Origin of the sequence: Streptomyces sp. SN-593, from assembly GCF_016756395.1 — a bacterium.
GTDB lineage: Bacteria > Actinomycetota > Actinomycetes > Streptomycetales > Streptomycetaceae > Actinacidiphila > Actinacidiphila reveromycinica.
The window spans coordinates 194840-216347 of sequence record NZ_AP018365.1; the positions used below are offsets into that span (position 1 = coordinate 194840).

The window sequence follows — 21508 nt, forward strand, 5'->3', positions numbered from 1 at the left end:
CCGGCCCGGCGCCCTGCGGGGCCGGCCGGCCCGCGGCCGGTCACTCGCCGGACTGCGCGACCGCGACCTCGGGCTCGTCCGCCGTCTCCAGCTCGGCCTGCATCCTGGCGGCGCGGCGCCGCACGTAGAGGAACGACCCGAGGCCGACCAGGACCGCGATGCCGAGGCCGACGTAGCCGAAGCGGGTGAGCCAGGGCTCGGCCACCACGCCGACGTAGTAGATGATCGCGGTGATGCCGCCGGCCCAGACCAGGCCGCCGAGCGCGTTGGCGATGAGGAACTTGTGGTACGGCATCTTCAGGACGCCGGCCAGCGGCCCGGCGAAGATCCGCAGCAGGGCCACGAAACGGCCGAAGAACACCGCCCACATGCCCCAGCGCTGGAACGAGCGCTCGGCGGTGGCGACGTGGCCGGGTGAGAAGTGGCTCGGGAAGCGGCGGCCCAGCCAGTCCATCAGGGGTCTGCCGCCCTTGTGCCCGATGGCGTAGCCGATCGAGTCGCCGACGATCGCGCCGACGATCGCGCAGGCGCCCACCACCCAGGGACTGACATGGCCCTGCGAGGACAGCAGGGCCGCCGTCATCAGCACGATCTCGCCGGGCAGCGGGATGCCGAGGCTCTCCACCCCCACCACGAGACCGACCATCAGGTAGACGGCGACCGGCGGAATGCCGTCCAGCCAGTCCTGCACGTGCACAGCAGGTCCCTCCCCGGGGTGGCGGTCGAACGCGCGCCCGCAGCGCGCTTCCTGGAAGCCTAACCGACCGGAAGGACGAGACGTCCGCCCAGCGGGGCGCCCCGGCCGCCCCGGACCCGGACTCCCGGCGTCCCCGTCCCCGGACCCCCGGCCGCCCCCGGCCGCTCCGGGGACGGGGCCCTCAGCGGTTGGGGCGCAGGGTCCAGACGACCGTCATCCGGCCGGTCTCGGCCCCGTCCTCGCGGGTGAGCACCACCTCGATCGGGAACTCCGGCCGCCGCCCGGCGTCGAGTTCGGCGACGACCTCGGCGGCGGGCCGGCCGAGCGTCGCGGTCGCGCGCACCTCGCCGGTGGCGATCTTGGTGTAGGCGACCTCCACGCGCACCGGGAGCGGGACCGCGCGCGTCAGCTCGTCACCGAACGCGCCGAGCACCACGGCGCCGGACGCGGACTCGCCGGCGGTGAACATCGCGCCCGCGTGCGGCCCGCCGACGTGGTTGCGGTAGTCGGGGTGGTCGGGCAGCGACACGACCGCGCGCTCGGCCGTGGTCTCGACGTACCGCAGGCCGAGGGTGCGGACCATGGGCACGGTGGAGCTGAGGACTTCGCCTATGTGGGGCAACGTGTCGGACATGGCCACATGTTACCAGTCGGTATCATGGTCCGACGTGGAACCCGGAGGCCCGCTCCCCTAGTGTTTCCAGCCATGTGGCCAGGAGACCAGCAGCACGGGGGAGAGCAGTACCCGCAGGGCGGCCCCCCGCAGAACCCGCACCAACCGCAACAACCGCAGGCACAGCCGCAGGGGCAGCCGCAGCAGCCCCCGCAGGCGCCGTACGGGTATCCGCCCAACCCGTACGCGCAACCCGGCTACCCGCAGCAGCCGGGATACCAGCAGCCCACGCCGCCACCCGCACCGCCGTACGGCCAGAGCGCGCCGACCCCGCCGTACGGCGGCCAGCAGCCCGCCCCCGACAACCCGTACGCGCAACCCGGCTACCCGCAGGCGCAGCCGGGGCAGCCGGGGCAGCCGGCCGGCGGCTACCCGACCCCGCAGTCCTGGGGCCCGACCGTTCCGGGTGCCCCCGGCGGTCCGGGCGGGCCCGGCGGCCGGCCGCCGGGGAAGGACAACCGGAAGCTGACCATAGGAATCGCGATCACCGCGTCGCTCGCGGTGATCGCGGCCGTGGCGGTCGGCGCGGTCTACTTCACCGGCGACCACGACAAGAAGGACGACGCGAAGGGGCCCGCCACGCCCACCGCGACCACGCCGGCCAAGCCGACCGCCACGCCGTCCCCGACGGACACCGCGACCGGCACGGACGACGACAACCCGCGCAACGGCGGCACGGAGATCAAGCCGGTGATCCCCGGCTGGAAGGTGGTCCGCCGCGACCAGCGCAACGTCGCCTTCGACGTGCCGCCGGACTGGACCGTCGACAGCCAGGGCATGAGCATCGGCTTCAGCGACGACAAGGGCGACCCGGAGGTCATCATGGGCGCGCCCGCGTACTACAAGCAGGCGTGGTGCAAGTCCTCCGACGGCGAGGCCGACCGCGCGGCCGTGGGCACCAAGGGCGGCAGCGGCGCGAAGAGCCTCAAGGAGGCGGCCGACAACGAGGCCGAGGCGTGGGCGTACTGGGCCTACCAGGACAAGGGGAAGGGCACCTTCTCCAAGGCGAAGGACAGCAAGGCGTTCACGAACTCGCACGGCATCAGCGGCTGGCAGTCGGAGGCCACGGCCACCAACGTGGTCAAGGCGAACAAGTGCGTGCCGCCGAGCGGGATCGCCTACACCGTCGCCTGGAAGGACCCCTCCCAGACGACGCCGACCCCGGTGGTGTGGGTGCTGTACGCCGACACCGGCGTCTCCGACCAGCTCTCGCAGTCGGTCGTGGACAAGATCAAGAGCACCATCCGGCCGCTGGAGACCAGTTGAGGCCCGGGCCGGGGGTCCGCGCCCGGACCCGTGGGCAGGGCCGCACCCGATAACCGCTGGCGCTCCGCCCGGGCACTCCTGGATAGTGCCCGGGTGAAGCGCACCGCCCCCCGCCCCCGCCCCGGCTCCCACCGGCCCCTGCTCGACAGGCTGCCGGCGATCCCCCCACCGCCCTCATGGGCCGGGCGGGACTTCCGGCTGCTGACCGGTGCCTCGCTCATCGCCAGCCTCGGCAACGCCGGGGCCACCATCGCCGCCGCGTACGCCGTCATCGACCAGGGCGGCAGTGCCACCGACGTCGGCTTGGTGGTCGCCGCCCGCACCCTGGCGCTGGTCCTGTTCCTGCTGATCGGCGGAGCCGTCGCCGACCGCCTGCCCCGCCAGCGGGTGATGGTCGGCGCGAACCTGCTCAACGCCACCTCCCAGGCCGCCTTCGCGGTGCTGGTGCTCACCGCCTCGCCCGCGCTGTGGACCATGGCGCTGCTGGCGGCCGTGGGCGGCACCGGCCAGGCGTTCTTCTCGCCGGCGTCCGAGGGCATGCTGCTGTCCACCGTGGACCCGGCGCACGCGGGCAAGGCGTTCTCCGTCTACCGGCTGACCATGAACGGCGCGGGCATCGGCGGCGCGGCGCTGGGCGGCGCGCTGGTCGCCGTGGCGGGCCCGGGCTGGGTGCTCGCCGTCGACGCCGCCGCCTTCGCGATCGCCGCGGCCCTGCGCGGGAGGCTGCGCACCCCGGCCGTGGAACGGCCCGCCGGCTCCGGCGGCATCCTCCGCGAGTTGCGCGAGGGCTGGCACGAGTTCGCGTCCCGCTCCTGGCTGTGGGCCATCGTGATCCAGTTCGGCGTCGTGAACGGCGTGGTCACCGCGTCCGAGTCGGTCTACGGCCCGCTGGTCGCCCGCGACCACCTGGGCGGCGCCGCGCCGTGGGGGCTCGCGATCGCCGCGGGCGGTGTGGGCACCCTGTGCGGCGGGGTGCTGATGATCCGCTGGCGGCCGCGCCGCATACTGCTCGCCGGCACCCTCGGCGTCTTCCCGATGGCGCTGCCGGTCGTCGCGCTGGCGGGTGCCGTCGCGGTGCCGCTGCTGTCGACCGCCACCTTCGTCGCGGGGGTCGCCGTGGAGGTCTTCGCCGTCGGCTGGATGCTGGCGCTGCACCAGGAGATCCCCGAGGACAAGATGTCGCGGGTGTCGGCGTACGACTGGCTCGGGTCGATCTCGCTGACGCCGATCGCCACCGCGCTGGCCGGTCCGGCCGCGACCGCCTTCGGGCGGACCCAGGCGCTGTGGGGCTCCGCGGCGCTGGTCGTGCTGCTGACCGGCTCGGTGCTGCTGGTGCCGGGCGTGCGCCGGCTGGAACGCCACGCGAAGGCCACCCCGCCGCCCGCCGACCGCCCCGCCTCGCCCGGTCCCGCACCGGCCGGCCCCACGACGACCGCGCCCTCCGCCGCCGCCGCGACCTCCGGCGCCGCCGTGTCCCCCGGCGCCGCCGCGACCGCACCGCTCCCGGCCGGCGCCGACGGGCCGCACTGAGGGCTGTCCGCCGGACCGGCGCTATCCGACCGTGAACGCCCCGCCCGGTGGCTCGGGCGAGTCGGCCGCCTGCGCGTCGTGCACCGGCGCGCCCGGGAACGCCCGCACCGCCTCAGCCGTCCGCAGGACCCGCGCCGGAAACGGGTCGGCGGCGCACCGCCGCGCCACCGCGGCCGACGGCAGCAAACCGCGCGCGGCCGCGAGCACCGCGTTGCCGTACCGGCGCCCGCGCAGCACCCCCGGTTCCAGCAGCACGCACACGTCGGCGTCCGCACCGAACGCCGCCCGTACGGTGGCCAGTTGCGAGCCCAGGAAGGCGAAGGGCGCGGCGTCGGCGAGGTTCGCCACGTACAGCCCGCCGGGGCGCAGCACCCGTGCGGCCTGCACGGCGCACTCGACGGTGGTCAGGTGCGCGGGGACCCGGGAGCCGCCGAAGACGTCCGCCACCAGCACGTCGGCGCTCGCGTCCGGCCGCCCGGAGAGCCACTCCCGGGCGTCCGCGACATGGGTCCGGATGCCGGGCGCGTGCAGCGGAAGGTACTCGGCGACCAGGTCGGCCAGGCCGCGGTCGGCCTCCACCACGTCCTGCGCCGCGCCCGGCAGGGTCCGGGCGAACCTGCGCGGCAGCGTCAGCGCGCCGCCGCCGAGGTGCACGACGTCCACCGGCGCGTCCCGCGTGTCGCAGACCGCCTCCACGACGTACGCGACGCGCCGTACGTACTCGAACTCCAGGTGTTCGGGGTCCCTCAGGTCGACGTACGACTGGGGCGCCCCGTCGACCGTGAGCAGCCACGCGTCGGCGCGGTCCACGTCCGGCAGGAGTTTCGCCGTACCGAGGTCCACGGTCCGCATCACCGCCACAGCTTCGCCTTCCACCCCGCCATCCTCCCCCATCCGCGCCGCTCCTCCGCCCTGCACCGCACCCGGCACCGCTCCCGGTGCCCCACCGGGTGACGCAACCGTCAACGCCTCTTCATCCGGTGGTGACGTACGGGAATTCCGCACGTGGGAGACTTTGTTCCATCGATGAACTTAAAGTCCGTCCCCACCCTCGTTCCGCAAAGGACCCCTCCATGCCCCTGGCCATCCTCGCCCTCGCGGTGAGCGCCTTCGGCATCGGCACCACGGAGTTCGTGATGATGGGCCTGCTGCCCAACGTCGCGGACGACCTCGGTACCTCCGTGCCCACCGCCGGCTACCTCGTCTCCGCCTACGCGCTCGGCGTCGTCGTCGGCGCCCCGCTGCTCACCGCGCTCGGCTCGCGCGTCCCCCGCAAGCGCATGCTCCTGCTGCTGATGGGGCTGTTCACCGTCGGCAACCTCGCCTCCGCCGTCGCCCCCGGGTACTGGACGCTGCTGGCGGGCCGGTTCCTGTCCGGGCTGCCGCACGGCGCGTTCTTCGGCGTCGGCGCGGTCGTCGCCTCGCGGCTGGTCGCCGAGGAGCGCCGGGCGCGGGCGGTGGCCGCGATGTTCCTCGGGCTGACCGTCGCCAACATCGTCGGCGTGCCCGCCGCGACCGCGCTCGGCCAGCACCTCGGCTGGCGCGCGACCTTCGTCGTGGTCTCCGCGATCGGCCTCGTCGGGCTGGCCTCGCTCGCGCTGCTGGTGCCGCGGCTGCCCGCGGAGGAACACGTCGGCGTCCGCCAGGAGATCCGGGCGCTGCGCGAGCCGCAGGTCGTCCTCGGCCTGCTCACCGCGGTGTTCGGGTTCGCCGGGGTGTTCGCCGTCTACAGCTACCTCGCCTCGATGATGACCGAGGTCACCGGGTTCGCCGACTCCTCGGTCACGCTCCTGCTCGCGCTCTTCGGCATCGGCATGACGCTCGGCGCGCTCGCCGCGGGGCCGCTCACCGACCGCGCGCTGCGCCCGACCCTCTACGGCTCGCTGGCCGCGCTCGCCGTGGTGCTGGTCGGCTTCCACTTCGCGGCCCATTCGAAGATCGCCGCGCCGATCGCGGTGGTCGTGCTGGGCGGGGTCGGCTTCATGACCACCACGCCGCTCCAGATGCTGGTCATGAACAAGGCCCGGCACGCCCCGACCATCGCGTCCGCCTCCAACCACTCCGCGTTCAACCTCGCCAACGCCGGCGGCGCCTGGCTGGGCGGCGTGGCCATCTCCGCCGGCTGGGGCTGGACCTCGCCCACGCTGGTCGGCGCGGTCCTGGCGGTGGCCGGCCTCGGCATCGCGGTGACGGCGGGGCTGCTCGACCGCCGCCCGCCGGCGACGGTGTCGGAGGTGGTCGCGGAAGGGGGGCCGCGGGCACGGCGGGAGGTGGAGGAGCCGGCGTAGAGCCGGCCCGGCGGATCGTGCGGGACGGGCTCGCGGCGTCCGGTGCCGCGCTTCGCACGGCGGAGAACCGTCCTCGTACCGGTCCCCCGTACCGGGTCGTCCGCGGAGGGTCCGGCCACGCGGGCAGGCACGGTGCCGGGTCTGCCCGCGCGGCCGGCACGACCGCCGGCCAGGCCCCGGAACGCCGCGCCGACGTTACGCGTGGCCGAGCCAGAGGTCCGGGCCGAAGACCTCGTAGTGGACCGACCGCGCCGGCACCCCGGCACGCAGCAGGTCGCCGCGCACCGCGCGCATGAACGGCAGCGGGCCGCACAGGTAGGCGGTCAGCCCCTCGGGAAGGTCCAGCGCGCCCACGTCCGCGCGCCCGGCCGACGCCCCGGGCACGCGCTCGGCTCCTTCCTCGTACCAGAGGTGCAGCGCCGCGTTCGGCAGGGCGCCGACCAGGCGGAGCTGCTCCTCCCGGTGGGCGTGCGCGGCGGGACTGCGGTCCGCGTGCACCACCGTCACCGCCCGTCCGGCGCCCTGGGCGGCCAGGTGGTCGAGCATCGACAGCATGGGCGTACCTCCGATCCCGGCCGACACCAGGAGCAAAGGCCCCTCCCCGTCCACGAGCGCGAGGTCGCCGAACGGGGCGGAGACGTCGAGGACGTCGCCGACCCTGGCGTGCCGGTGCAGCCAGGAGGAGACCTCGCCTTCCGGCGCGGCGCCGCCCCGGACGTGCTTGACGGTGATCCGCCACTGCGGCCCGCCCGGCGCGCGGGACAGGCTGTACTGGCGTATCTGCCGCGCGCCGTCGGCGAGGGGGACCCGCACGCTGACGTACTGCCCCGGGCGGAAGGACTCCGCCGGGCGCCCGTCGGTGGGACGGAGGGTGAACGACACGGTGTCGGCGGTCTCCTCGCGCCGCTCGGTGATCTCCGACGGCCGCCACGCCTGGCCGCCCGCGCGCTCCGAGGCACGGTAGAGGCGCGACTCGACGGCGATCAGCGCGTTCGCCATCAGCCAGTACACCTCGTCCCAGGCGGCGGCCATCTCCGCGGTGACCGCGTCGCCGAGGACGTCCCCGATCGCCGCGAAGAGGTGCCGCCGGACCAGCTCGTACTGGTCGGGGGCGATGCCGAGCGAGGCGTGCTTGTGGGCGATCCGGCCGAGCATCGCGTCGGGGCGGGCGGTGGGATCCTCCAGCAGCATGCCCGCGAAGGCGGCGATCGAGCCCGCCAGCGCCTTCTGCTGTTCGCCGTTGGCCTGGTTGCCCCGGTTGAACAGGTCGCGCAGCAGTTCCGGGTGCTCGTCGAAGAGCCTCCCGTAGAAGCGTTCGGCGATCTCGCCGATCGCCGCGCCGACGGCGGAAAGGGTGGCCCGTATGACAGGGGCGGACTGCTCGGAGAGCACGGCAACTCCTCAAACTCGTATCCGACATTCGCATTTACGCCGACACGACGGCTGCGGTCGCACGGTCCCTCACTCGGAGCGCGGGGCCCGCAGTCCGACCAGCACCGGGCCGGTAGGCGATGCCACCAGGTCACCCACGGTCAACGGGTCGAGCGTGGCGTAGAACGCCTGCTGCGCCTCGCGCAGCGCCTCCCGGAGCCGGCAGGCCGCCCGCAGCGGGCAGGGCGGGTCGCCGTCGCAGGAGACGACCTCCTCCTCCCCTTCCAACTCCCGCACCAGCCAACCGACCGAGGCGCGGCGGCCGAGCGCGGTCACCTCCAGCCCGCCCCCTCTCCCCCGCCGGGCCTCGACCACACCCAGGTGCGTCAGCCGCGTGATGGCCTTCGCCATGTGGGCCTGCGGCACGGCCATCGCCGCGGCCACCTCGCGGGTGGTCAGGCTCTCGGCCGGCCCGGCCGCGGCCAGGCGCATCACGGCGCGCAGCGCCAGGTCGGTGAACTTCGTCAACCGCATGAGGCGACGCTATCAAACAGGTAAATGGGATGCGTATTTGGGGGGGTCGGGTCGAGGGGCCGGTCACCGCCGGCGCGGACGCGGCGGCAGGGGCGATGGCGCCCCGTGCGCCGGCGGCGGCCGGAGGCCGCCGGAGGCCGCCGGAGGCAGGCGGGGGCAGGCGCCCGGAGCCGCGGGGAGCCGGCCAGCCGGGGAGTCGGGCACCCGGCCAGCCGGGGGCCTGGGGGCCGGTTACCGGGGGCGCCCAGCCGGCGGGCTGGGCTGGTCGAGGGCCGCCTTCGACTCGTCGACCAGCCCGGTCAGGTGCGCGACCTCGACATCGGTCAGCCGCTCGGCGATCCCGGCGGCGTCGACGTTGGACCGGAGGTGGCCGGGGTCGCTCGTGCCGGGGATGGCGACCACGGCGGGCGAGCGGCGCAGCAGCCAGGACAGGGCGATCTGGGCCGGTGTGGCGCCCAGGCGCTCCGCCGGCCCCGTCAACTCCGGGTGCTCGCCGAGCCGTCCGGCGGCCAGCGGGAAGTAGGGGACGAAGAGGATGCCCTGGGCCTCGCAGTCGGCGAGGACCTGGACGCCGCTGCGGTCCAGCAGGTTGAAGCGGTTCTGCACCGCCGCGACGGGGGTCGTCCGCTGGGCGCGCGCCAGCATCCGCGGCGAGGCGCCGGACAGGCCGATCCGGCGGATCAACCCCTGATCGCGCAGTTCGACGAGGGCGCCGAGCGACTCCTCCAGCGGCACGTCGTGGTGCGCGCCGGGGGTGTCGCCGGCGAGTCGGAGGTAGGTCAGTTCGCTCACGTCCGTACGCAGGTCGGCCAGCGCCTCGTGGACCTGCCGCCGGACCGTCTCCGGGCGGCCGTCGACCACCCACGACCCGCCCGGGCCGCGCACCGCGCCGACCTTGTTGCCCACGACGACGCCCTCGGGGTTCGACCCCAGGGCCTGGCCGATGAGCTGGTTCACCGTTCGCGGCCCGTAGGCGTTCGCGGTGTCGAAGAAGGTCACGCCCAGTTCGACGGCCAGGCGCAGCATCCGCCGCGCGGCCTCCGGATCGTCCGGGAAGCCCCAGACGTCGGGGCCCGCGAGCTGCATGGCGCCGTATCCCACCCGATGCACTGTAGTCCTCCTGCGTATCGCCGATACGCCTCAGCGCGTATCGTTGGAGGAACATTGATACGCCCCATCGCGTAGCATTGCAACCGTGGACGATGAGAAGACCCGCACCCGTCGGCAGATCCTCGAAGCGGCAGCCGAACTCCTGGAACGGGAGGGCGTCCAGGCGCTCTCCACACGCGCCGTCGCGGCAGCGGCGGGCATCCGGGCCGCATCCCTCTACCAGTTCTTCGGCGACAAGGACGGGCTCCTTTCGGCGCTGGCCGTCCACGCCTTCGACCTCTACCTGGCGCAGAAGCGCACCCTGCCGTCCGGCGGGGACCCGGTCGACGACATGCGCCGCGGATGGGACGCGCACGTCGACTTCGGTCTGGAACACCCCGCCTTCTACCTGCTGATGTACGGCACGGACCGCCCCGGCCGCCGTGCCCCCGCCGCAGGGGAGGCCCGGGAACTCCTCATGGCGTTCCTCCGCCGCACCGCCACGGCCGGCCGCCTGCGGGTGCCGCCCGCCCTCGCCGCCGACCTGCTCTTCGCGGCGGTCACCGGCGTCACGCTCTCCCTGATCGGCGTCCCCGAGGCCGACCGCGACCCCGAGGTGTCACCCCGCATGCGGGAGGCGGTGGTCGGCGCCCTGACCACCGAGGCGGGCCCGGCACCGGAGCCCGCCCTCGCCGTTCGCGCCCTCGCGCTCGACGCGACCCTCGGCGAAGCCGATCCGTCCGCCCTCGCGCTGCGCCCCGTCGAGACGGCGCTCCTGCACGACTGGCTCCAGCGTCTCGCCCGCCAGGACGAGCCGGGTCCCGGAGGCGCCGACCGGACACGCCATGAGGACGGCCCGCTCGGTTAGGCTCGGCGAATGGCGAAGCCCGGGGCCGACTTGACGCCCGCACCACCGAGGCGGGGTGGGCGCGACACCAGCGGCATCAGCGATGTCCGAGGCGTCCGCGACGTGCGAGGGGTGCAAGGGGTGCGCGACGTGCGAAGGGTGGGTGACGTTCGAGGGGTGCGCAGAGCGGCGGCGCGTGCCGTCCTGCGCTGCTCGCGCGGGATGGCGGCGCCCTGGGCGCGGTTCGGGCTGCTCGTCGCGGTGTTGGCCGCCGGGATCGGGCTGGCGCTCGCGTGGCAGCCCCAACGGCTGCTGACCAGGGGGTGGCCGCCCCAGACCTCGGGCGTCACCGCGGTGCTGGTGTTCGCGGTCGCGTACGGCGTCGCAACGGTGGTGTTCGTCCCCCGCCCGTTGCTCAACGCCGCCGCCGGCGCCCTCTACGGCATCCACGCCGGGCTGCCCGCGGCGATCGGCGGCACCGTCCTCGGCGCCGGGATCTCGTTCCTGCTCGGGCGGTTCCTCGGGCGCGACGCCGTACGGCCGCTGCTGCGCGGACGGTTCGTGCTGTCGCTGGACCGGCAGCTCAGCCGGCACGGGTTCCGCAGCACCCTCGCGCTGCGGCTCTTCCCAGGGGTGCCGTTCGCCGCGGCGAACTACGCGGCCGCGCTGTCCCGTATCCGCCTCGTCCCCTTCCTGACCGCCACGGCCGCGGGCAGCGCCGCCAACACGGCCGCCTACGTCGTGGCGGGCGCCAGGGCCGCGTCCCCGACCTCGCCGACCTTCCTGCTCGCGCTCGGGTTCCTCGGGGTGACCGGGGTCGCGGCGACGGCCTTCGCGCGGCGCAGGACGCGGACGCCTCAGGCTGCCTCCGGCGGTCCGGCGGTGGGCGCGGACGCGCCCGCGGACGGCGACCCGGCAGTGCCCGCGACCAGCGGCCCCGCCGGCCCCCCGGACGGCGGGGCGGACGCCGGGGCGGACGGCTGGACCGACGGCCGGACCGACGGCCGGACGGGCGGGGCCAAGCCGCGCGGGGTCACCCGCCGAGCGGGTTCGGCCACTCCGCCAGCGGGATCCGCTTGATCTCCAAGACATCGCCGAGCGCGCCCCACTCGTCCTTCCCGAGCCGCGCGAGCGGGCGCAGCTTGCGGACGTCCGGCAGCCCGTCCTCCGCCATCACGGCCTCCGACACCGCCGCGTACACCACGCGCCCGAACACCACGGTCGAGTCGCCCAGCCGGAGCGTGCTGTGCAGTTCGCACTCCAGCGACACGGGCGAGGCCGCCACCCGCGGCGGCTTCACCCGCGCGCTGGGCTCCCGGGCGATCCCGACCGCGTCGAACTCGCTCACCCCGCGCGGGAATTCCGTCCCGGTCGCGTTGATCTGCTCGAACAGGTGCTCCGGGGCCAGGTTCACCACGAACTGGCCGGTCTCCTCGACGTTCCGCACCGAGTCCTTCCGCCCCACGGACGTGAACTGCACGATCGGCGGGCTCACACACGACACCGAGAAGAAGCTGTGCGGCGCGAGGTTGTCAGAACAGTGGTCTCGGCTGGTCGTCGACACCCAAGCGATCGGTCGGGGCACGACAACCGAGGTCAGAAGCCTGTAGAAGGCGTTGCGGTCCGTCTGCTCAGGGTCGTAGTCGATGCGCATGGGCCCCAGTATCCCTGCGCGGCTGCACTCCCCTAGCAGCGGATCGCGGCGCCGCCGAACGACGCGGCCCTCGGAACGCGGGACGACGGCGCCGGGAGGTCGGTCTCCGCGGCGGGGGCGCCGGCCTCGGGAGGACCGGAGGGGCGCATGCGGGGGGAAGACCGTCCCCGGATCAAGGGCGGGGCCGGAGCCGGTCGTCGAGCGCGGCGCCGACGTCGGGGCAGTTCTTCCGGATGGTGTCGAGGAAGGCGCGCAGCACCGGCGAGTGATCGCGGGCCGCGAAGGACAGGACGAGATCGGGCAGGGGCGTGCACGGGGTCACGTCACAGAACCGCACTCCCGGACGCGGGACCGCCCTCATGCGGGAAGGTCCCAGGCCGACGCCCACGCCCGTGGCGGCCAGGCCGATGATCGTGTGCACGTCCCTCGCGACGGTCGCGCCACCGAGAGCCGACGAGTCCGTGCCCAGCAGGGTACGCAGTCCGGCGACCACAGCCGGCTCGTCCGCGCCGGCCGACACGATCAGCGGCTGTCGCCGCAACTGAGCGGCACTGACCGACTGTTGACCCGCGTACGGGTGCGCCGTACCGACCACAGCGATCACGTGGTCGCGTCCGACGGGGACGGACACGAGATGCTCGGCTCCGGCACCCCGTGGGGGGCCGAGGGTGAAGGCCACGTCCAGTTCCCCGGCGACGAGGGCCGGGCCGCTGCGGCTGGTCGCCATCTCGTGCAGTTCCAGTCTCACATCGGGCCGTTCACGGCCGAACCGGCTCAGGACGCCCGGCAGCGGGTCGAGCAGTGCCGAGGCGACGAAGCCGAGGCGCAGGCGTCCCGTCTCGCCGCGCCCGGCCCGGCCCGCGTCGACCGTGGCCGCCGCGATCTCGTCGAGCGCCCGGCGCGCCCGCGCGAGGAACGCCTCGCCGGCGGCGGTCGGGAACACCCCCTGACGCGTGCGGTCGAACAGCCGCGTCCCGACCTCGCGCTCCAGATCGGCGATCTGCCTGGACAGCGGCGGCTGCGCGATGCCCAACTCGCCCGCCGCCCGGCCGAAGTGTTCGTGCTCGGCGAGGGCGACCGCGTACCGCAGGTGCCGCGCTTCCATGCCCCGCTCCCTGTCCCACCGACCGCTGGCGATACCTCAAAGGTATCGCCATGCCACTTACCGGATCTACGAAGGGATGGCGCAGGGGTTCCCGTCTGGAATGGGGCCATGGAGAACGCCTCTTCGACCGACACCGTCTTCGTCTTCGTGCACGGCGCCTGGCACGGCTCCGGACAGTGGGCGGCGACGCAGCGCGCCCTGGCCGGACTGGGTGCCGCAAGCGTGGCCGTCGACCTGCCGGGGCACGGGTTCGACGCCCCCCTGCCCACCGGATACCTGCTGCCCGGCCAGCCGGGCCTGCTGACCGAGAGGTCACAGCTCGCCGCCGTGACGATGGACGACTGCGCCGAGGCCGTACTGAGCGTCCTGCGCCAGGTGCGTCGCCATCGCACGGCCGTGCTCGTGGCGCACAGCGCGGGCGGCGGTCCGGCGTCCCTGGCCGCGGAGCGGGCGCCCGAACTGGTGGACCGGATCGTCTACCTGTCGGCTTTCGTCCCGGGCGGGCGGGCGCGGTTCTCCGACTATCTGGGCTCGCCCGAGAACGCCTCCGCGCTGGGCCGGAACCTGGATCTCGGCGACCCCGAAGCCCTGGGCGCCGTACGGATCAATCCGCTCTCGCCTGATCCCGCCTACCTCGACGAACTGCGGGAAACCCACTACCACGACACCCCCCTGGACCGCTTCGACCGGTGGCGGTCCGCGCTGAGCCCCGATCTGCCCCTGGCGATACCGACGGCTCCGGTCACCCTGACCGCAACACGGTGGGGACGGATTCCACGGACCTTCCTGCGCTGCGCCGAGGACCGGGCGCTGGCACCGGCCGCGCAGGACCTGATGATCGCGGAAGCCGACCGGGCCTTCCCTCGCAGCCCGTTCACCGTGCGTACCCTGCCCGGCAGCCACACCCCGTTCGCCGCCCGGCCGGGCGAGCTGGCCACGGTCCTCGTCTCGTGAGCCGCGCACCGTCGACAGGACGATCCCCGCGCTGCCGGACGGCTCCGGTGGTCGCCCACGGTTCCGCCTTCACCCGCCGCTCGACACCCGCCATCCGCCACCCGCCATCCGCCGCTCGCTGGGCGCTCTGTGCCGGACGGGGCTTCGGTGACCCGTGGTTCGGGCACTTCGCATGTTTCCTCCCTCAAGTGATCAGATAGTCATCCCAGGCATCTTGCGCCGATGTGGAGATCTTGTGCAGGATCGTCGTGGCCGGTGGGGAACCGGCCAACGAGACCCACGGAGCGTGACGTGCCCGATCTCGCGGAATCGCGCTCCGCGTCCTTCGACCGAGCGACCCCGGGTGTGCCGCGGCACGCACCGCGCCGCGCCCACGCCGCCGACGACTTCTCCGGCGGCCGGCCCCGCCTGATCGCGCTCATCCCGGCGCACAACGAGCAGGACCGTATCGCCGAGGCGATCGACGGCCTGTACGCCCAGACGCGGCGCCCGGACCTCGTCGTGGTCGTCGCCGACAACTGCACCGACGCCACCGTGCGGGTCGCACGGGAAGCGGGCGCCGAGGTCTTCGAGACCCGGGGCAACACCCACAAGAAGGCCGGCGCGCTCAACCAGGCCATCGCGTGGGCGCTCCCCCACCTGTCGGACCGCGACCTGGTCCTCGTGCAGGACGCCGACACCGTGCTCAGCCCCTGGTTCGTGCAGACCGCCGAGGGAACCTTCAACCGCAGGGTGGGCGCGGTCGGCGGGGTGTTCTACGGAGAGCAGGGCGGCGGGCTGCTCGGCCTGCTCCAGCGCATGGAGTTCCACCGCTACGCCTGGGAGGTCGAGCGCAGGGGCGGGAAGGCGTCGGTGCTGACCGGCACCGGGACGATGTTCCGCGCACGCGTCCTGAGGGAGGTCCGCGCCTCCCGCCGGGAAGGCCGGATCGGCGGCGGCTCGGACTACTACAGCCTCGCCTCCCTGACCGAGGACGACGAGATCACCAAGGCCGTCAAGACCCTCGGCTACCGCACGATGTCGCCCGCCGGCTGCGCGGTGACCACCGAGGTGATGACCACCTGGCCCAAGCTGTGGCACCAGCGGATGCGCTGGCAGCGCGGGGCGTTGGAGAACCTGCGGGACTACGGCTGGACGCGCGTGACGGCGCGGTACTTCGTGCAGCAGTTCATGATGGGGTTCGGCGCGGTCAGCTTCCTCGTCTACCTGTCCTTCATGGCCTTCACGCTCAGCTCGTACGGCTGGCCGGGCCTGTCGCCGTTCTGGACGGCCATCGGCGCCCTCTTCCTGGTGGAGAAGGTGGTCTCGGTGCGCAGGGCCGGCCCGCGCGCGGTCGTCGTGGCCGCGCTGATGGTGCCCGAGATGCTCTACGACCTCTTCCAGCACGCCGTGTACTTCTCCTCGTTGTGGGGGCTGTTGCGCCGCAGCGAGGAGAAGTGGGTCGCCACCTGATCCGGGCGATGTCCCCCTGCTTCCCCCCACGTCGCTCAACCTGTCAACCCGTCAACCCGTCAACACAGAGGAGACAAGGACCATGTACGGAAGAACCATCGGCGCCGGCACCACCGGCACCGCGGGGGCCACGCTGGCGGCGACCGGCGTGTGGGCGCACAGCGTGGCGCTGTTCGTCGCGGCCGCCACCCTGGTGGCGGCCGGCCTGGCGCTCTACAAGCTGGCCCCGCGGCGCCGCGCCCGCTGACCCGGGGCGCGCAGGTGCGCGTCGGAGTCCCGGTCGACCCCGCGGGGCCGGCCGGGACTGCGGGGCAGACGGGGACTGCGGGGCGGACCGGGATTGCGACGGGGCCGCCGATCAGAGCTTGCGGGTGTCGCGCGGCTCGACGTAGGGCTCCTCGCCGAGGGGCTGCCCGCCTTCCTCCGCCCGGGCGCGCTCGGATTCCGCGCTGTACTCCAGGCCCAGGAGCAGGGCGATGTTGGAGATCCAGAGCCAGACGAGGAAGATGATCACTCCGGCGAAGGTGCCGTAGGTCTTGTTGTAGCTGCTGAAGTTGGCGACGTAGACGGCGAAGAGCGCCGAGGCGACGATCCACAGCAGGACGCTCAGCAGGCTGCCGCGGGTGACCCAGGCGAACTTGTGCCTGACGTTCGGTGCCGCCCAGTGCAGCACCGCGACGACCAGGGCGAAGAGGACGACCATGACGGGCCACTTGGCGTAGTTCCACACCGTCACCGCGGTGTCGCCCATCCCGAGAATGTGCCCGGTCCGGCGGGCCAGGCTGCCGGTGAACACGATTCCCACGGAGATCGCGGCCAGGACGATGACGATGAAGACGGTGATCGCGAACCGGGTGGGCAGTGCCTTCCACGCCGGGCGCCCCTCCCCGATGTCGTAGACCGCGTTGCCGGCCCGCATGAAGGCCGCCACGTACCCCGAGGCCGACCACAGGGCGACCACGACCCCGATGATCAGCGGGATGAGGGCCTTGTTCCCGCTGGCCTGGACCTGGGACACGATGCTGGTGAGGGTGGACCGTACGGCGCCGGGCGCCACGCTGGTGATGTTGTCGGTCAGCGACTTGGCGGACGACTTGCTCAGGAGCCCGACGATCGAGACGAGGGCCAGCAGCGCCGGGAAGATCGCCAGGATCGCGTAGTACGTCAGTGCCGCGGCCAGGTCGGCCAGGTTGTCGGCCTTGTACTCCTTGAGGGTGCGTTTCAGGATTCCGCGCGAGGAGCCCTCGGGCAGGTCCGACGGTTTCTCCGGCGCGCGGCCGGGCTCGTGGACGGTGGCGCCGGTGTGTTCCGGCTCGGGTCGCTCCATTGTTCGCCTCCTGTCCTTTCCGGCACCGCGTGCGGCCCTCAGGGGGCCGGCGCCACGGCTTCCGGGCCTCGCGCGGTCGGGGATGTCCACCGCCCGCGCCGGCCGGCCGCGCCTGCGGTCGCAGGCCGCGGTCACTTCTGCGGGTCGTGGCCCCAGTTCATCAGCGAGTACCGCCACGTGGTCGCGGTGACGTCGCCGGAGGGGCGTTGCGCGAGGTGTCGGCGGACGTAGCCGGACACCTTGCGCATGTGGCGCTCGTCGTCGGCGTCGAGGTCGCCCCTGCGCGAGCGCAGCAACTCCACGATCCGGCGGCCGGACGCGTGGCCGGTGCTCTCGCCACCGCCCTTGTGCTGCCCGGCGTGGCGGGACTCGTCGGTGGCGAGCCACTCCTCCAGTTCCGAGGCGGTCATGTTCACCGCGTCGTGGAAGTCGCGGACGGCGTCCTCCCGGTCTTCGTCCGCGCCGCCCGTCACCGGCCCTTCCCCTTGCGCCTGGGCCGCCTGGTCAGGGCGCCGGGCTTGTGGACGGCGGTGCCGCCGGACTTCTCGCTCCGCACCTCGTACTGCGGCTCGTGCGGGGAGGCGTCGACCGTCCGTCCGGCCGCCCGGCCCCGGCGGGTCAGCTTGCGCCTGACGGTGCCGATGGCGGTGCTTCCGTGGCTCCTCCAGCTCACCCGGTCGCCTTCGGTGATCTTCGCGTGCTTGGCCACGATGTCTCCGATCGTCGATTCCCCCTCAGGTCCCGCTGCCCCCATATCGGACTTTTATCTCCCTTCGCCCCTCCCTTCGACTCCCGCGCGACATCTCGCGCCGCCCCGTCGCGGAGCGGTTCGGGTCCGTCGCGGAAGGTGACCGCCGCGCCGGGGTGTCGCCGAGGACGCCGGCCGTCGCCGGTGGGGAGGACCGCGTCCGCTCCTTCCCACCGGCGACGGGCTGGTGCGGTGGCGGTCCTCAGTCCTCGAACAACTGGAGGGCGCTCAGCCAGATCGCCCAGGGGTTCACCCGCTCGGAACAGCGCCGCTTCACGGCCTCGAAGTAGTCCGCACGGTTCGTGGACCGCTGGATGACCTCACCGGCGACGTCGAGGTAGCGACGCGTCTCCTCGATGTCGGAGGCGGGATTTCCACGCCGGACGTCCTTGTGACCGGCCACCACGAACCGCGGTTCGAGGGCGGCGACCTCGTCGAGCGCGCGGTACCACGCCTCCAGGCCGCCGTCCCGGGCCTCGCCCAGGTACTGGTGGGTGTTGTTGTAGACGACGTCACCGGCGACGACCAGGTCCAGCGACGGCACGTGCAGGACGCTGGTGTCGTCGGTGTCGGAGTGGCCGACCTCGTGGGCGAGGAGTTCGTGCCCGTCGAGCCGCAGCCCGTCCGCCGGGAACGCGGAGCCGCGGGGAGTCACCGGAGGCTGGGGCAGGGCGTCGCCGAAGAAGTTCCGGTACCTCTCGGCGAGTACCCCGCCCGGGGTCTGGCGGGCGATGCGGGAGAGCACCGCCCGGCTTGCGACGACCGTGGCGTCCGGGAAGCGGCGCAGCAGGTGGTTCGTGGTCGCGAAGTGGTCGAAGTGCGCGTGCGTGAGGTAGATGAACCGCAGTGCCACGTCGTGGCTTTCGATCCACCCGGCGAGGACGTCGGCCTGCGCCCGGGTGATCGGAGGATCGGTCAGCAGCGCCTCGGTCCGGCCGTAGACGAGGGTGTGGGAGAGGGACGACCAGCGTGACGGGCCGTTGTCGGGGCGGGGAGGGGTGGCGACCGGGGCCGCCTCCGAGACGAAGACCTCGTATCCGAGGGCGGGCGCCGCGCTCATCGGGTCACCGCCCGTCCGTCGGCAGCGGCGAGGGCTTCCGGCCACGGCACTTGCCCGGCGGCGCCCGACCCGCCCACCCGTGCCGACCAGCGCCCCCGCCGGAACCGCCGCCCGAACCGGCCGGGACGCCTGAGCCCCCACCAGGGACCACCGTGCAGCGCGCGGCCCGCGCACCGGACCGTCCGCCCGCTCGCTCGCTCGCCCGCTCGCCGTGCACTTCGCCGGTCCGCGCGGCCCACCCGCCCCGGCACGGGCGGGAGGACCGCCGTCGCGCCGCGGACCACCTGTCGGGGCCCGTCGGGAGGACCTTTCCGCCGGGCCAGGGGCGGCATGGGTGAGGACGGACGTCGGATGGCCGCTTCCCGGGTGCGAAGCTTCTGACGTCCCCGCAGGGTGAGGGCATGGCAGAGACACGTGCCCGGCAGTCCCGCCCGTCCTCCCGCCGGCCCGCCACCCGCACCGAGCGGGTGAGCGATGCGCAGGACGCGGCCGCGCGGGCCTCCCGCGGCCTCGGCAAGCTGATCCAGCGCCCGACCGAAGGCTGTTCGGCGGTCGCACCCCTGGAGGAGGGCGGCTGGCGCGTCAGCGTGGACGTGGTCGAGGTCGCCCGCGTCCCGGACACCACCAGTCTGCTCGCGACGTACGAGGTCGAGCTCTCCGAGGACGGTTCGCTCCGCAGCTACCGCCGTGTCCACAGATACCGGCGCGGCGCCGTCGACGAGTGATCCCCGAACCCCCGTCCACTCCGGACTCATCCGCCGGAGTCTCCCCGAAAGAACGGTGTCACCGTGACCGTCATAGCCGATGACGTCGTCTGTGCCCCTCGTGCGGGCACCCTTTACGACGTTCTGGACCTCATCCTCGACCGGGGCATGGTCATCGATGTCTTCGTCAGGGTCTCGCTGGTCGGGATCGAGATCCTCAAGATCGACGCACGCATCGTCGTGGCCAGCGTGGACACCTACCTGCGCTTCGCCGAGGCGTGCAACCGCCTGAACCTGGAGAGCGACTCCACCAGCCGGACTGTCCCGGAACTCTTCGGGGGGGCCTCCGCCGCCGTGGGCAGGACCGGTGCCAAGAAGGCGGCCCGGTCGGTGGGCGACAAGGTCAAGGGAGCCCTCGGCGTCGGAGACGACGAGGACCAGGACGAGGAGGACACCGACGAGGAGGAGAAGGAACCGGAGCGGCCGCGGCGCCGGACCTCGGCCCGCCGCTCCACCAGCCGCGCACGGCACCACGACGAGGAGGACTGACCGCGGTGAGCACCTACGTCTACGCGGTGACCGGAGCCGACGTGTCCCTGCCGCGCGGGGTGCACGGCATCGGCGACCCGCCGGCCCGGCTGCGGGCGCTCGTGGCAGGGCGGCTGGCCGCCGTGGTCAGCGCCGCCCCGCCGCGGCTGCGCGCCTACCGCAGGGACCTGCAGGCCCACCAGAACGCCCTGCTCGCTCTCGCGGACGGCGGCCCGGTGCTGCCCGCCCGGTTCGGCGTGGTCGCCGAGGACGAGGACGCCGTGGTCGCCCGGTTGCGCACGGAGGCGGAGGGCTACGGCGCGGCGCTGGCCCGGGTGGCCGGCCGTGTCGAGCTCAACCTCAAGGTGTCGCCCGTCGAGTCCGGCCTGGCGGACCTGGTCCGCGAGGACGCGGAGGTCCGGAGGCTGCGGGAGGAGGCCCGGCGCAGGCCCGGCTACGACACGAGCGTGCGCCTCGGTGAGGTGGTCGCGGCGGGCCTGCGCCGGCGGGCCGAGGCGGTGGCGCGAGAGGCGGTGGCCGCCCTGACCGCGCTCGCCGACGAGACCCGGCCCGGCCCCGACGTGCCCGGCTGCGTCCTGAACACGTCCTTCCTCGTCGCCGCGGACCGCGCGGACGGCTGCCGGACCGCCGTGGACGCGCTCGCCGGCCGGCACGCCGCCAGCGCCGGTCTGCGGCTGACCGGCCCGCTGCCCTGCTACAGCTTCTCCGACGTGCCGACCCTCGCGGAGATCTGAGATGGGCGTGTTCACCGGCCTGCTGCTCCTGCCGCTCGCCCCGGTCCGGGGCGTCGGCTGGGTCTCCCAGGTGCTGCTGGAGACGGCGGAGAAGGAGATGTACGACCCGGCCGTGCTCCGCGCCCGGCTGGCCGAGCTCCATCGGGCGCTCGACGACGGCGAGATCGACGCCGCCCGGTTCGAGGCCGAGGAGGAGCGCCTGCTCGACGAGTTGGAACGCCGCACACCCCGGCGGCACAGCGCCGCCCACGAATCGGGAGACGTTCGCTGATGGACAGTTCGCAGAAGACCGCGCTCGCCGCGGCGGTGGCCGGCGGCTACCTCATCGGCCGTACCCGCAAGGCGAGGACGGCCATCGCCATCGGTACGTTCGTCGCGGGGCGCAGGTTCGGCCTCACTCCGGCGGGGCTCGCCGCCGAGGGCCTGCGCCAGTTGCGCGAGCACCCCCAACTGGCCGGCCTGCGCGAGCAGATCAGGGGCGAACTCCTCGGTGCCGTGCGCGCGGCCGCGTCCTCCTCCACCGACCGGGGTTTCTCCTCGCTCGCCGGAGCGCTCCGCGACCGAGGACGCGGGCAAGGGCGCGGGCGGGACGAGGAGGAGCCCGAAGGGGCCGACGGGCAGGACGCCGGGGACGGCGAGGGGGACGGCGGCACCGCGGATCGGCCCGCGCCCCGCCGGCGCACGCCGGAACCGGCACGGAAGAAGACGGCGAAGAAGACCGCGAAGAAGGCGGCGCACGGGACCCCGGCCGGGAAGCCCACGACCGCGAAGCGGACCTCGCCGAAGAAGTCCGCCGCATCCGCGAAGAGGCGGACTTCCGACGGGACGGCTGCGGACCCGTCCGCGGCGCGGCGCGGCGGGAAGGCCGAGAAGACGGCATCGGGACGCTCCCGGGCCACGACGAACCGGCGCGGGAGGTAGGCGGA

The 21508-nt window shown here is 74.0% G+C and carries 24 protein-coding genes and 1 pseudogene; 13 read left to right on the forward strand and 12 right to left on the reverse strand.

Annotation, left to right across the window (positions count from 1 at the left end; translation table 11 throughout):
* Positions 1–40: 40 nt before the first annotated feature.
* Together RVR_RS00875 and RVR_RS00880 are read right to left on the reverse strand one after the other, a co-directional pair.
* Positions 41–697, reverse strand: a complete 657-nt coding sequence (locus RVR_RS00875; protein ID WP_202231939.1) for a DedA family protein — start codon at positions 695–697, stop codon at positions 41–43.
* Positions 698–878: 181 nt separating this feature from the next.
* A complete protein-coding gene (locus tag RVR_RS00880; protein ID WP_202231940.1) occupies positions 879–1331 on the reverse strand; it encodes a DUF4442 domain-containing protein in 453 nt (150 codons plus the stop codon).
* A 72-nt stretch (positions 1332–1403) separates the two neighbouring features.
* Here RVR_RS00880 and RVR_RS00885 point away from each other — a divergent pair, with 72 nt between their 5' ends.
* Together RVR_RS00885 and RVR_RS00890 are read left to right on the forward strand one after the other, a co-directional pair.
* Positions 1404–2636, forward strand: a complete 1233-nt coding sequence (locus RVR_RS00885) for a DUF8017 domain-containing protein (protein WP_202231941.1) — start codon at positions 1404–1406, stop codon at positions 2634–2636.
* 93 nt (positions 2637–2729) lie between these two features.
* On the forward strand, positions 2730–4166 hold the full coding sequence (locus RVR_RS00890; protein WP_430393088.1) for an MFS transporter: 1437 nt from the start codon (positions 2730–2732) through the stop codon (positions 4164–4166).
* Positions 4167–4187: 21 nt separating this feature from the next.
* Here RVR_RS00890 and RVR_RS00895 read toward each other — a convergent pair whose 3' ends face one another.
* Positions 4188–5060 carry a spermidine synthase gene (locus tag RVR_RS00895; RefSeq protein WP_202231942.1) on the reverse strand — a complete coding sequence of 291 codons (873 nt, stop codon included), beginning with the start codon at positions 5058–5060 and terminating at the stop codon, positions 4188–4190.
* A 179-nt stretch (positions 5061–5239) separates the two neighbouring features.
* On the opposite strand from RVR_RS00895, the gene RVR_RS00900 reads away from it, so the two are divergent.
* Positions 5240–6454, forward strand: a complete 1215-nt coding sequence (locus RVR_RS00900; protein WP_202231943.1) for an MFS transporter — start codon at positions 5240–5242, stop codon at positions 6452–6454.
* 195 nt (positions 6455–6649) lie between these two features.
* Here the strand turns inward: RVR_RS00900 and RVR_RS00905 are convergent, their stop codons facing one another.
* The 3 genes from RVR_RS00905 to RVR_RS00915 form a co-directional block, all read right to left on the reverse strand.
* On the reverse strand, positions 6650–7846 hold the full coding sequence (locus RVR_RS00905; protein WP_202231944.1) for a globin domain-containing protein: 1197 nt from the start codon (positions 7844–7846) through the stop codon (positions 6650–6652).
* A gap of 69 nt (positions 7847–7915) precedes the next feature.
* Positions 7916–8359 carry an RrF2 family transcriptional regulator gene (locus tag RVR_RS00910; RefSeq protein ID WP_202231945.1) on the reverse strand — a complete coding sequence of 148 codons (444 nt, stop codon included), beginning with the start codon at positions 8357–8359 and terminating at the stop codon, positions 7916–7918.
* Positions 8360–8590: 231 nt separating this feature from the next.
* Positions 8591–9460 (reverse strand): aldo/keto reductase, encoded by an 870-nt coding sequence (locus RVR_RS00915; protein ID WP_237404493.1) that lies wholly within the window; start codon positions 9458–9460, stop codon positions 8591–8593.
* Between the two features lie 94 nt (positions 9461–9554).
* Between RVR_RS00915 and RVR_RS00920 the strand changes: the two genes are divergently transcribed.
* Together RVR_RS00920 and RVR_RS00925 are read left to right on the forward strand one after the other, a co-directional pair.
* Positions 9555–10316, forward strand: coding sequence for a TetR/AcrR family transcriptional regulator (locus tag RVR_RS00920; protein WP_202231946.1), 762 nt, complete (start codon positions 9555–9557; stop codon positions 10314–10316).
* 201 nt (positions 10317–10517) lie between these two features.
* Positions 10518–11150 (forward strand): annotated as a pseudogene (locus RVR_RS00925) (TVP38/TMEM64 family protein); the annotation flags it as partial.
* Positions 11151–11328: 178 nt separating this feature from the next.
* On the opposite strand, the gene RVR_RS00930 reads toward RVR_RS00925, so the two are convergent.
* Both RVR_RS00930 and RVR_RS00935 read right to left on the reverse strand, forming a co-directional pair.
* Positions 11329–11949, reverse strand: coding sequence for a flavin reductase family protein (locus tag RVR_RS00930; RefSeq protein ID WP_202231947.1), 621 nt, complete (start codon positions 11947–11949; stop codon positions 11329–11331).
* Between the two features lie 172 nt (positions 11950–12121).
* Positions 12122–13054 carry a LysR family transcriptional regulator gene (locus RVR_RS00935; protein WP_202231948.1) on the reverse strand — a complete coding sequence of 311 codons (933 nt, stop codon included), beginning with the start codon at positions 13052–13054 and terminating at the stop codon, positions 12122–12124.
* Between the two features lie 108 nt (positions 13055–13162).
* Here RVR_RS00935 and RVR_RS00940 point away from each other — a divergent pair, with 108 nt between their 5' ends.
* The 3 genes from RVR_RS00940 to RVR_RS00950 all read left to right on the forward strand — a co-directional run bounded on the left by RVR_RS00940 (position 13163) and on the right by RVR_RS00950 (position 15707).
* A complete protein-coding gene (locus RVR_RS00940) occupies positions 13163–14008 on the forward strand; it encodes an alpha/beta hydrolase (RefSeq protein ID WP_202231949.1) in 846 nt (281 codons plus the stop codon).
* Positions 14009–14299: 291 nt separating this feature from the next.
* Positions 14300–15460, forward strand: a complete 1161-nt coding sequence (locus RVR_RS00945; RefSeq protein WP_430393089.1) for a glycosyltransferase family 2 protein — start codon at positions 14300–14302, stop codon at positions 15458–15460.
* A gap of 82 nt (positions 15461–15542) precedes the next feature.
* A complete protein-coding gene (locus RVR_RS00950; protein WP_202231951.1) occupies positions 15543–15707 on the forward strand; it encodes a hypothetical protein in 165 nt (54 codons plus the stop codon).
* Positions 15708–15818: 111 nt separating this feature from the next.
* On the opposite strand, the gene RVR_RS00955 is transcribed toward RVR_RS00950, so the two are convergent.
* From RVR_RS00955 to RVR_RS00970, 4 genes are all read right to left on the reverse strand, one after another.
* Positions 15819–16787: a YihY/virulence factor BrkB family protein gene (locus RVR_RS00955; RefSeq protein ID WP_202231952.1), complete on the reverse strand. Its 969-nt coding sequence runs from the start codon at positions 16785–16787 to the stop codon at positions 15819–15821.
* 131 nt (positions 16788–16918) lie between these two features.
* Positions 16919–17197 carry a DUF3140 domain-containing protein gene (locus RVR_RS00960; RefSeq protein ID WP_237405197.1) on the reverse strand — a complete coding sequence of 93 codons (279 nt, stop codon included), beginning with the start codon at positions 17195–17197 and terminating at the stop codon, positions 16919–16921.
* Between the two features lie 59 nt (positions 17198–17256).
* A complete protein-coding gene (locus tag RVR_RS00965; protein WP_237404494.1) occupies positions 17257–17496 on the reverse strand; it encodes a hypervirulence associated TUDOR domain-containing protein in 240 nt (79 codons plus the stop codon).
* 241 nt (positions 17497–17737) lie between these two features.
* Positions 17738–18595, reverse strand: a complete 858-nt coding sequence (locus RVR_RS00970; RefSeq protein WP_202231955.1) for an MBL fold metallo-hydrolase — start codon at positions 18593–18595, stop codon at positions 17738–17740.
* A gap of 401 nt (positions 18596–18996) precedes the next feature.
* Here RVR_RS00970 and RVR_RS00975 point away from each other — a divergent pair, with 401 nt between their 5' ends.
* The 5 genes from RVR_RS00975 to RVR_RS00995 all read left to right on the forward strand — a co-directional run bounded on the left by RVR_RS00975 (position 18997) and on the right by RVR_RS00995 (position 21503).
* Positions 18997–19320: a gas vesicle protein GvpO gene (locus tag RVR_RS00975; protein WP_202231956.1), complete on the forward strand. Its 324-nt coding sequence runs from the start codon at positions 18997–18999 to the stop codon at positions 19318–19320.
* 63 nt (positions 19321–19383) lie between these two features.
* A complete protein-coding gene (gene gvpJ, locus RVR_RS00980; RefSeq protein WP_202231957.1) occupies positions 19384–19848 on the forward strand; it encodes a gas vesicle protein GvpJ in 465 nt (154 codons plus the stop codon).
* A gap of 5 nt (positions 19849–19853) precedes the next feature.
* Positions 19854–20582: a GvpL/GvpF family gas vesicle protein gene (locus RVR_RS00985; protein WP_346731431.1), complete on the forward strand. Its 729-nt coding sequence runs from the start codon at positions 19854–19856 to the stop codon at positions 20580–20582.
* A 1-nt stretch (position 20583) separates the two neighbouring features.
* Positions 20584–20853, forward strand: a complete 270-nt coding sequence (locus tag RVR_RS00990) for a gas vesicle protein GvpG (protein WP_202231958.1) — start codon at positions 20584–20586, stop codon at positions 20851–20853.
* Positions 20853–21503: a hypothetical protein gene (locus tag RVR_RS00995; protein ID WP_202231959.1), complete on the forward strand. Its 651-nt coding sequence runs from the start codon at positions 20853–20855 to the stop codon at positions 21501–21503. Before RVR_RS00990 ends, RVR_RS00995 begins: the two co-directional genes overlap by 1 nt.
* Positions 21504–21508: the final 5 nt, after the last annotated feature.

Bases quoted from the DNA above. Each gene is read 5' to 3' on its own strand.
- RVR_RS00880 (WP_202231940.1), bottom strand. From the start codon at position 1,331: ATGTCCGACACGTTGCCCCACATAGGCGAAGTCCTCAGCTCCACCGTG.
- RVR_RS00885 (WP_202231941.1), top strand. From the start codon at position 1,404: ATGTGGCCAGGAGACCAGCAGCACGGGGGAGAGCAGTACCCGCAGGGC.
- RVR_RS00895 (WP_202231942.1), bottom strand. From the start codon at position 5,060: ATGGGGGAGGATGGCGGGGTGGAAGGCGAAGCTGTGGCGGTGATGCGG.
- RVR_RS00900 (WP_202231943.1), top strand. From the start codon at position 5,240: ATGCCCCTGGCCATCCTCGCCCTCGCGGTGAGCGCCTTCGGCATCGGC.
- RVR_RS00910 (WP_202231945.1), bottom strand. From the start codon at position 8,359: ATGCGGTTGACGAAGTTCACCGACCTGGCGCTGCGCGCCGTGATGCGC.
- RVR_RS00930 (WP_202231947.1), bottom strand. From the start codon at position 11,949: ATGCGCATCGACTACGACCCTGAGCAGACGGACCGCAACGCCTTCTAC.
- RVR_RS00935 (WP_202231948.1), bottom strand. From the start codon at position 13,054: ATGGAAGCGCGGCACCTGCGGTACGCGGTCGCCCTCGCCGAGCACGAA.
- RVR_RS00940 (WP_202231949.1), top strand. From the start codon at position 13,163: ATGGAGAACGCCTCTTCGACCGACACCGTCTTCGTCTTCGTGCACGGC.
- RVR_RS00950 (WP_202231951.1), top strand. From the start codon at position 15,543: ATGTACGGAAGAACCATCGGCGCCGGCACCACCGGCACCGCGGGGGCC.
- RVR_RS00955 (WP_202231952.1), bottom strand. From the start codon at position 16,787: ATGGAGCGACCCGAGCCGGAACACACCGGCGCCACCGTCCACGAGCCC.
- RVR_RS00960 (WP_237405197.1), bottom strand. From the start codon at position 17,197: ATGACCGCCTCGGAACTGGAGGAGTGGCTCGCCACCGACGAGTCCCGC.
- RVR_RS00970 (WP_202231955.1), bottom strand. From the start codon at position 18,595: ATGAGCGCGGCGCCCGCCCTCGGATACGAGGTCTTCGTCTCGGAGGCG.
- RVR_RS00975 (WP_202231956.1), top strand. From the start codon at position 18,997: ATGGCAGAGACACGTGCCCGGCAGTCCCGCCCGTCCTCCCGCCGGCCC.
- RVR_RS00990 (WP_202231958.1), top strand. From the start codon at position 20,584: ATGGGCGTGTTCACCGGCCTGCTGCTCCTGCCGCTCGCCCCGGTCCGG.
- RVR_RS00995 (WP_202231959.1), top strand. From the start codon at position 20,853: ATGGACAGTTCGCAGAAGACCGCGCTCGCCGCGGCGGTGGCCGGCGGC.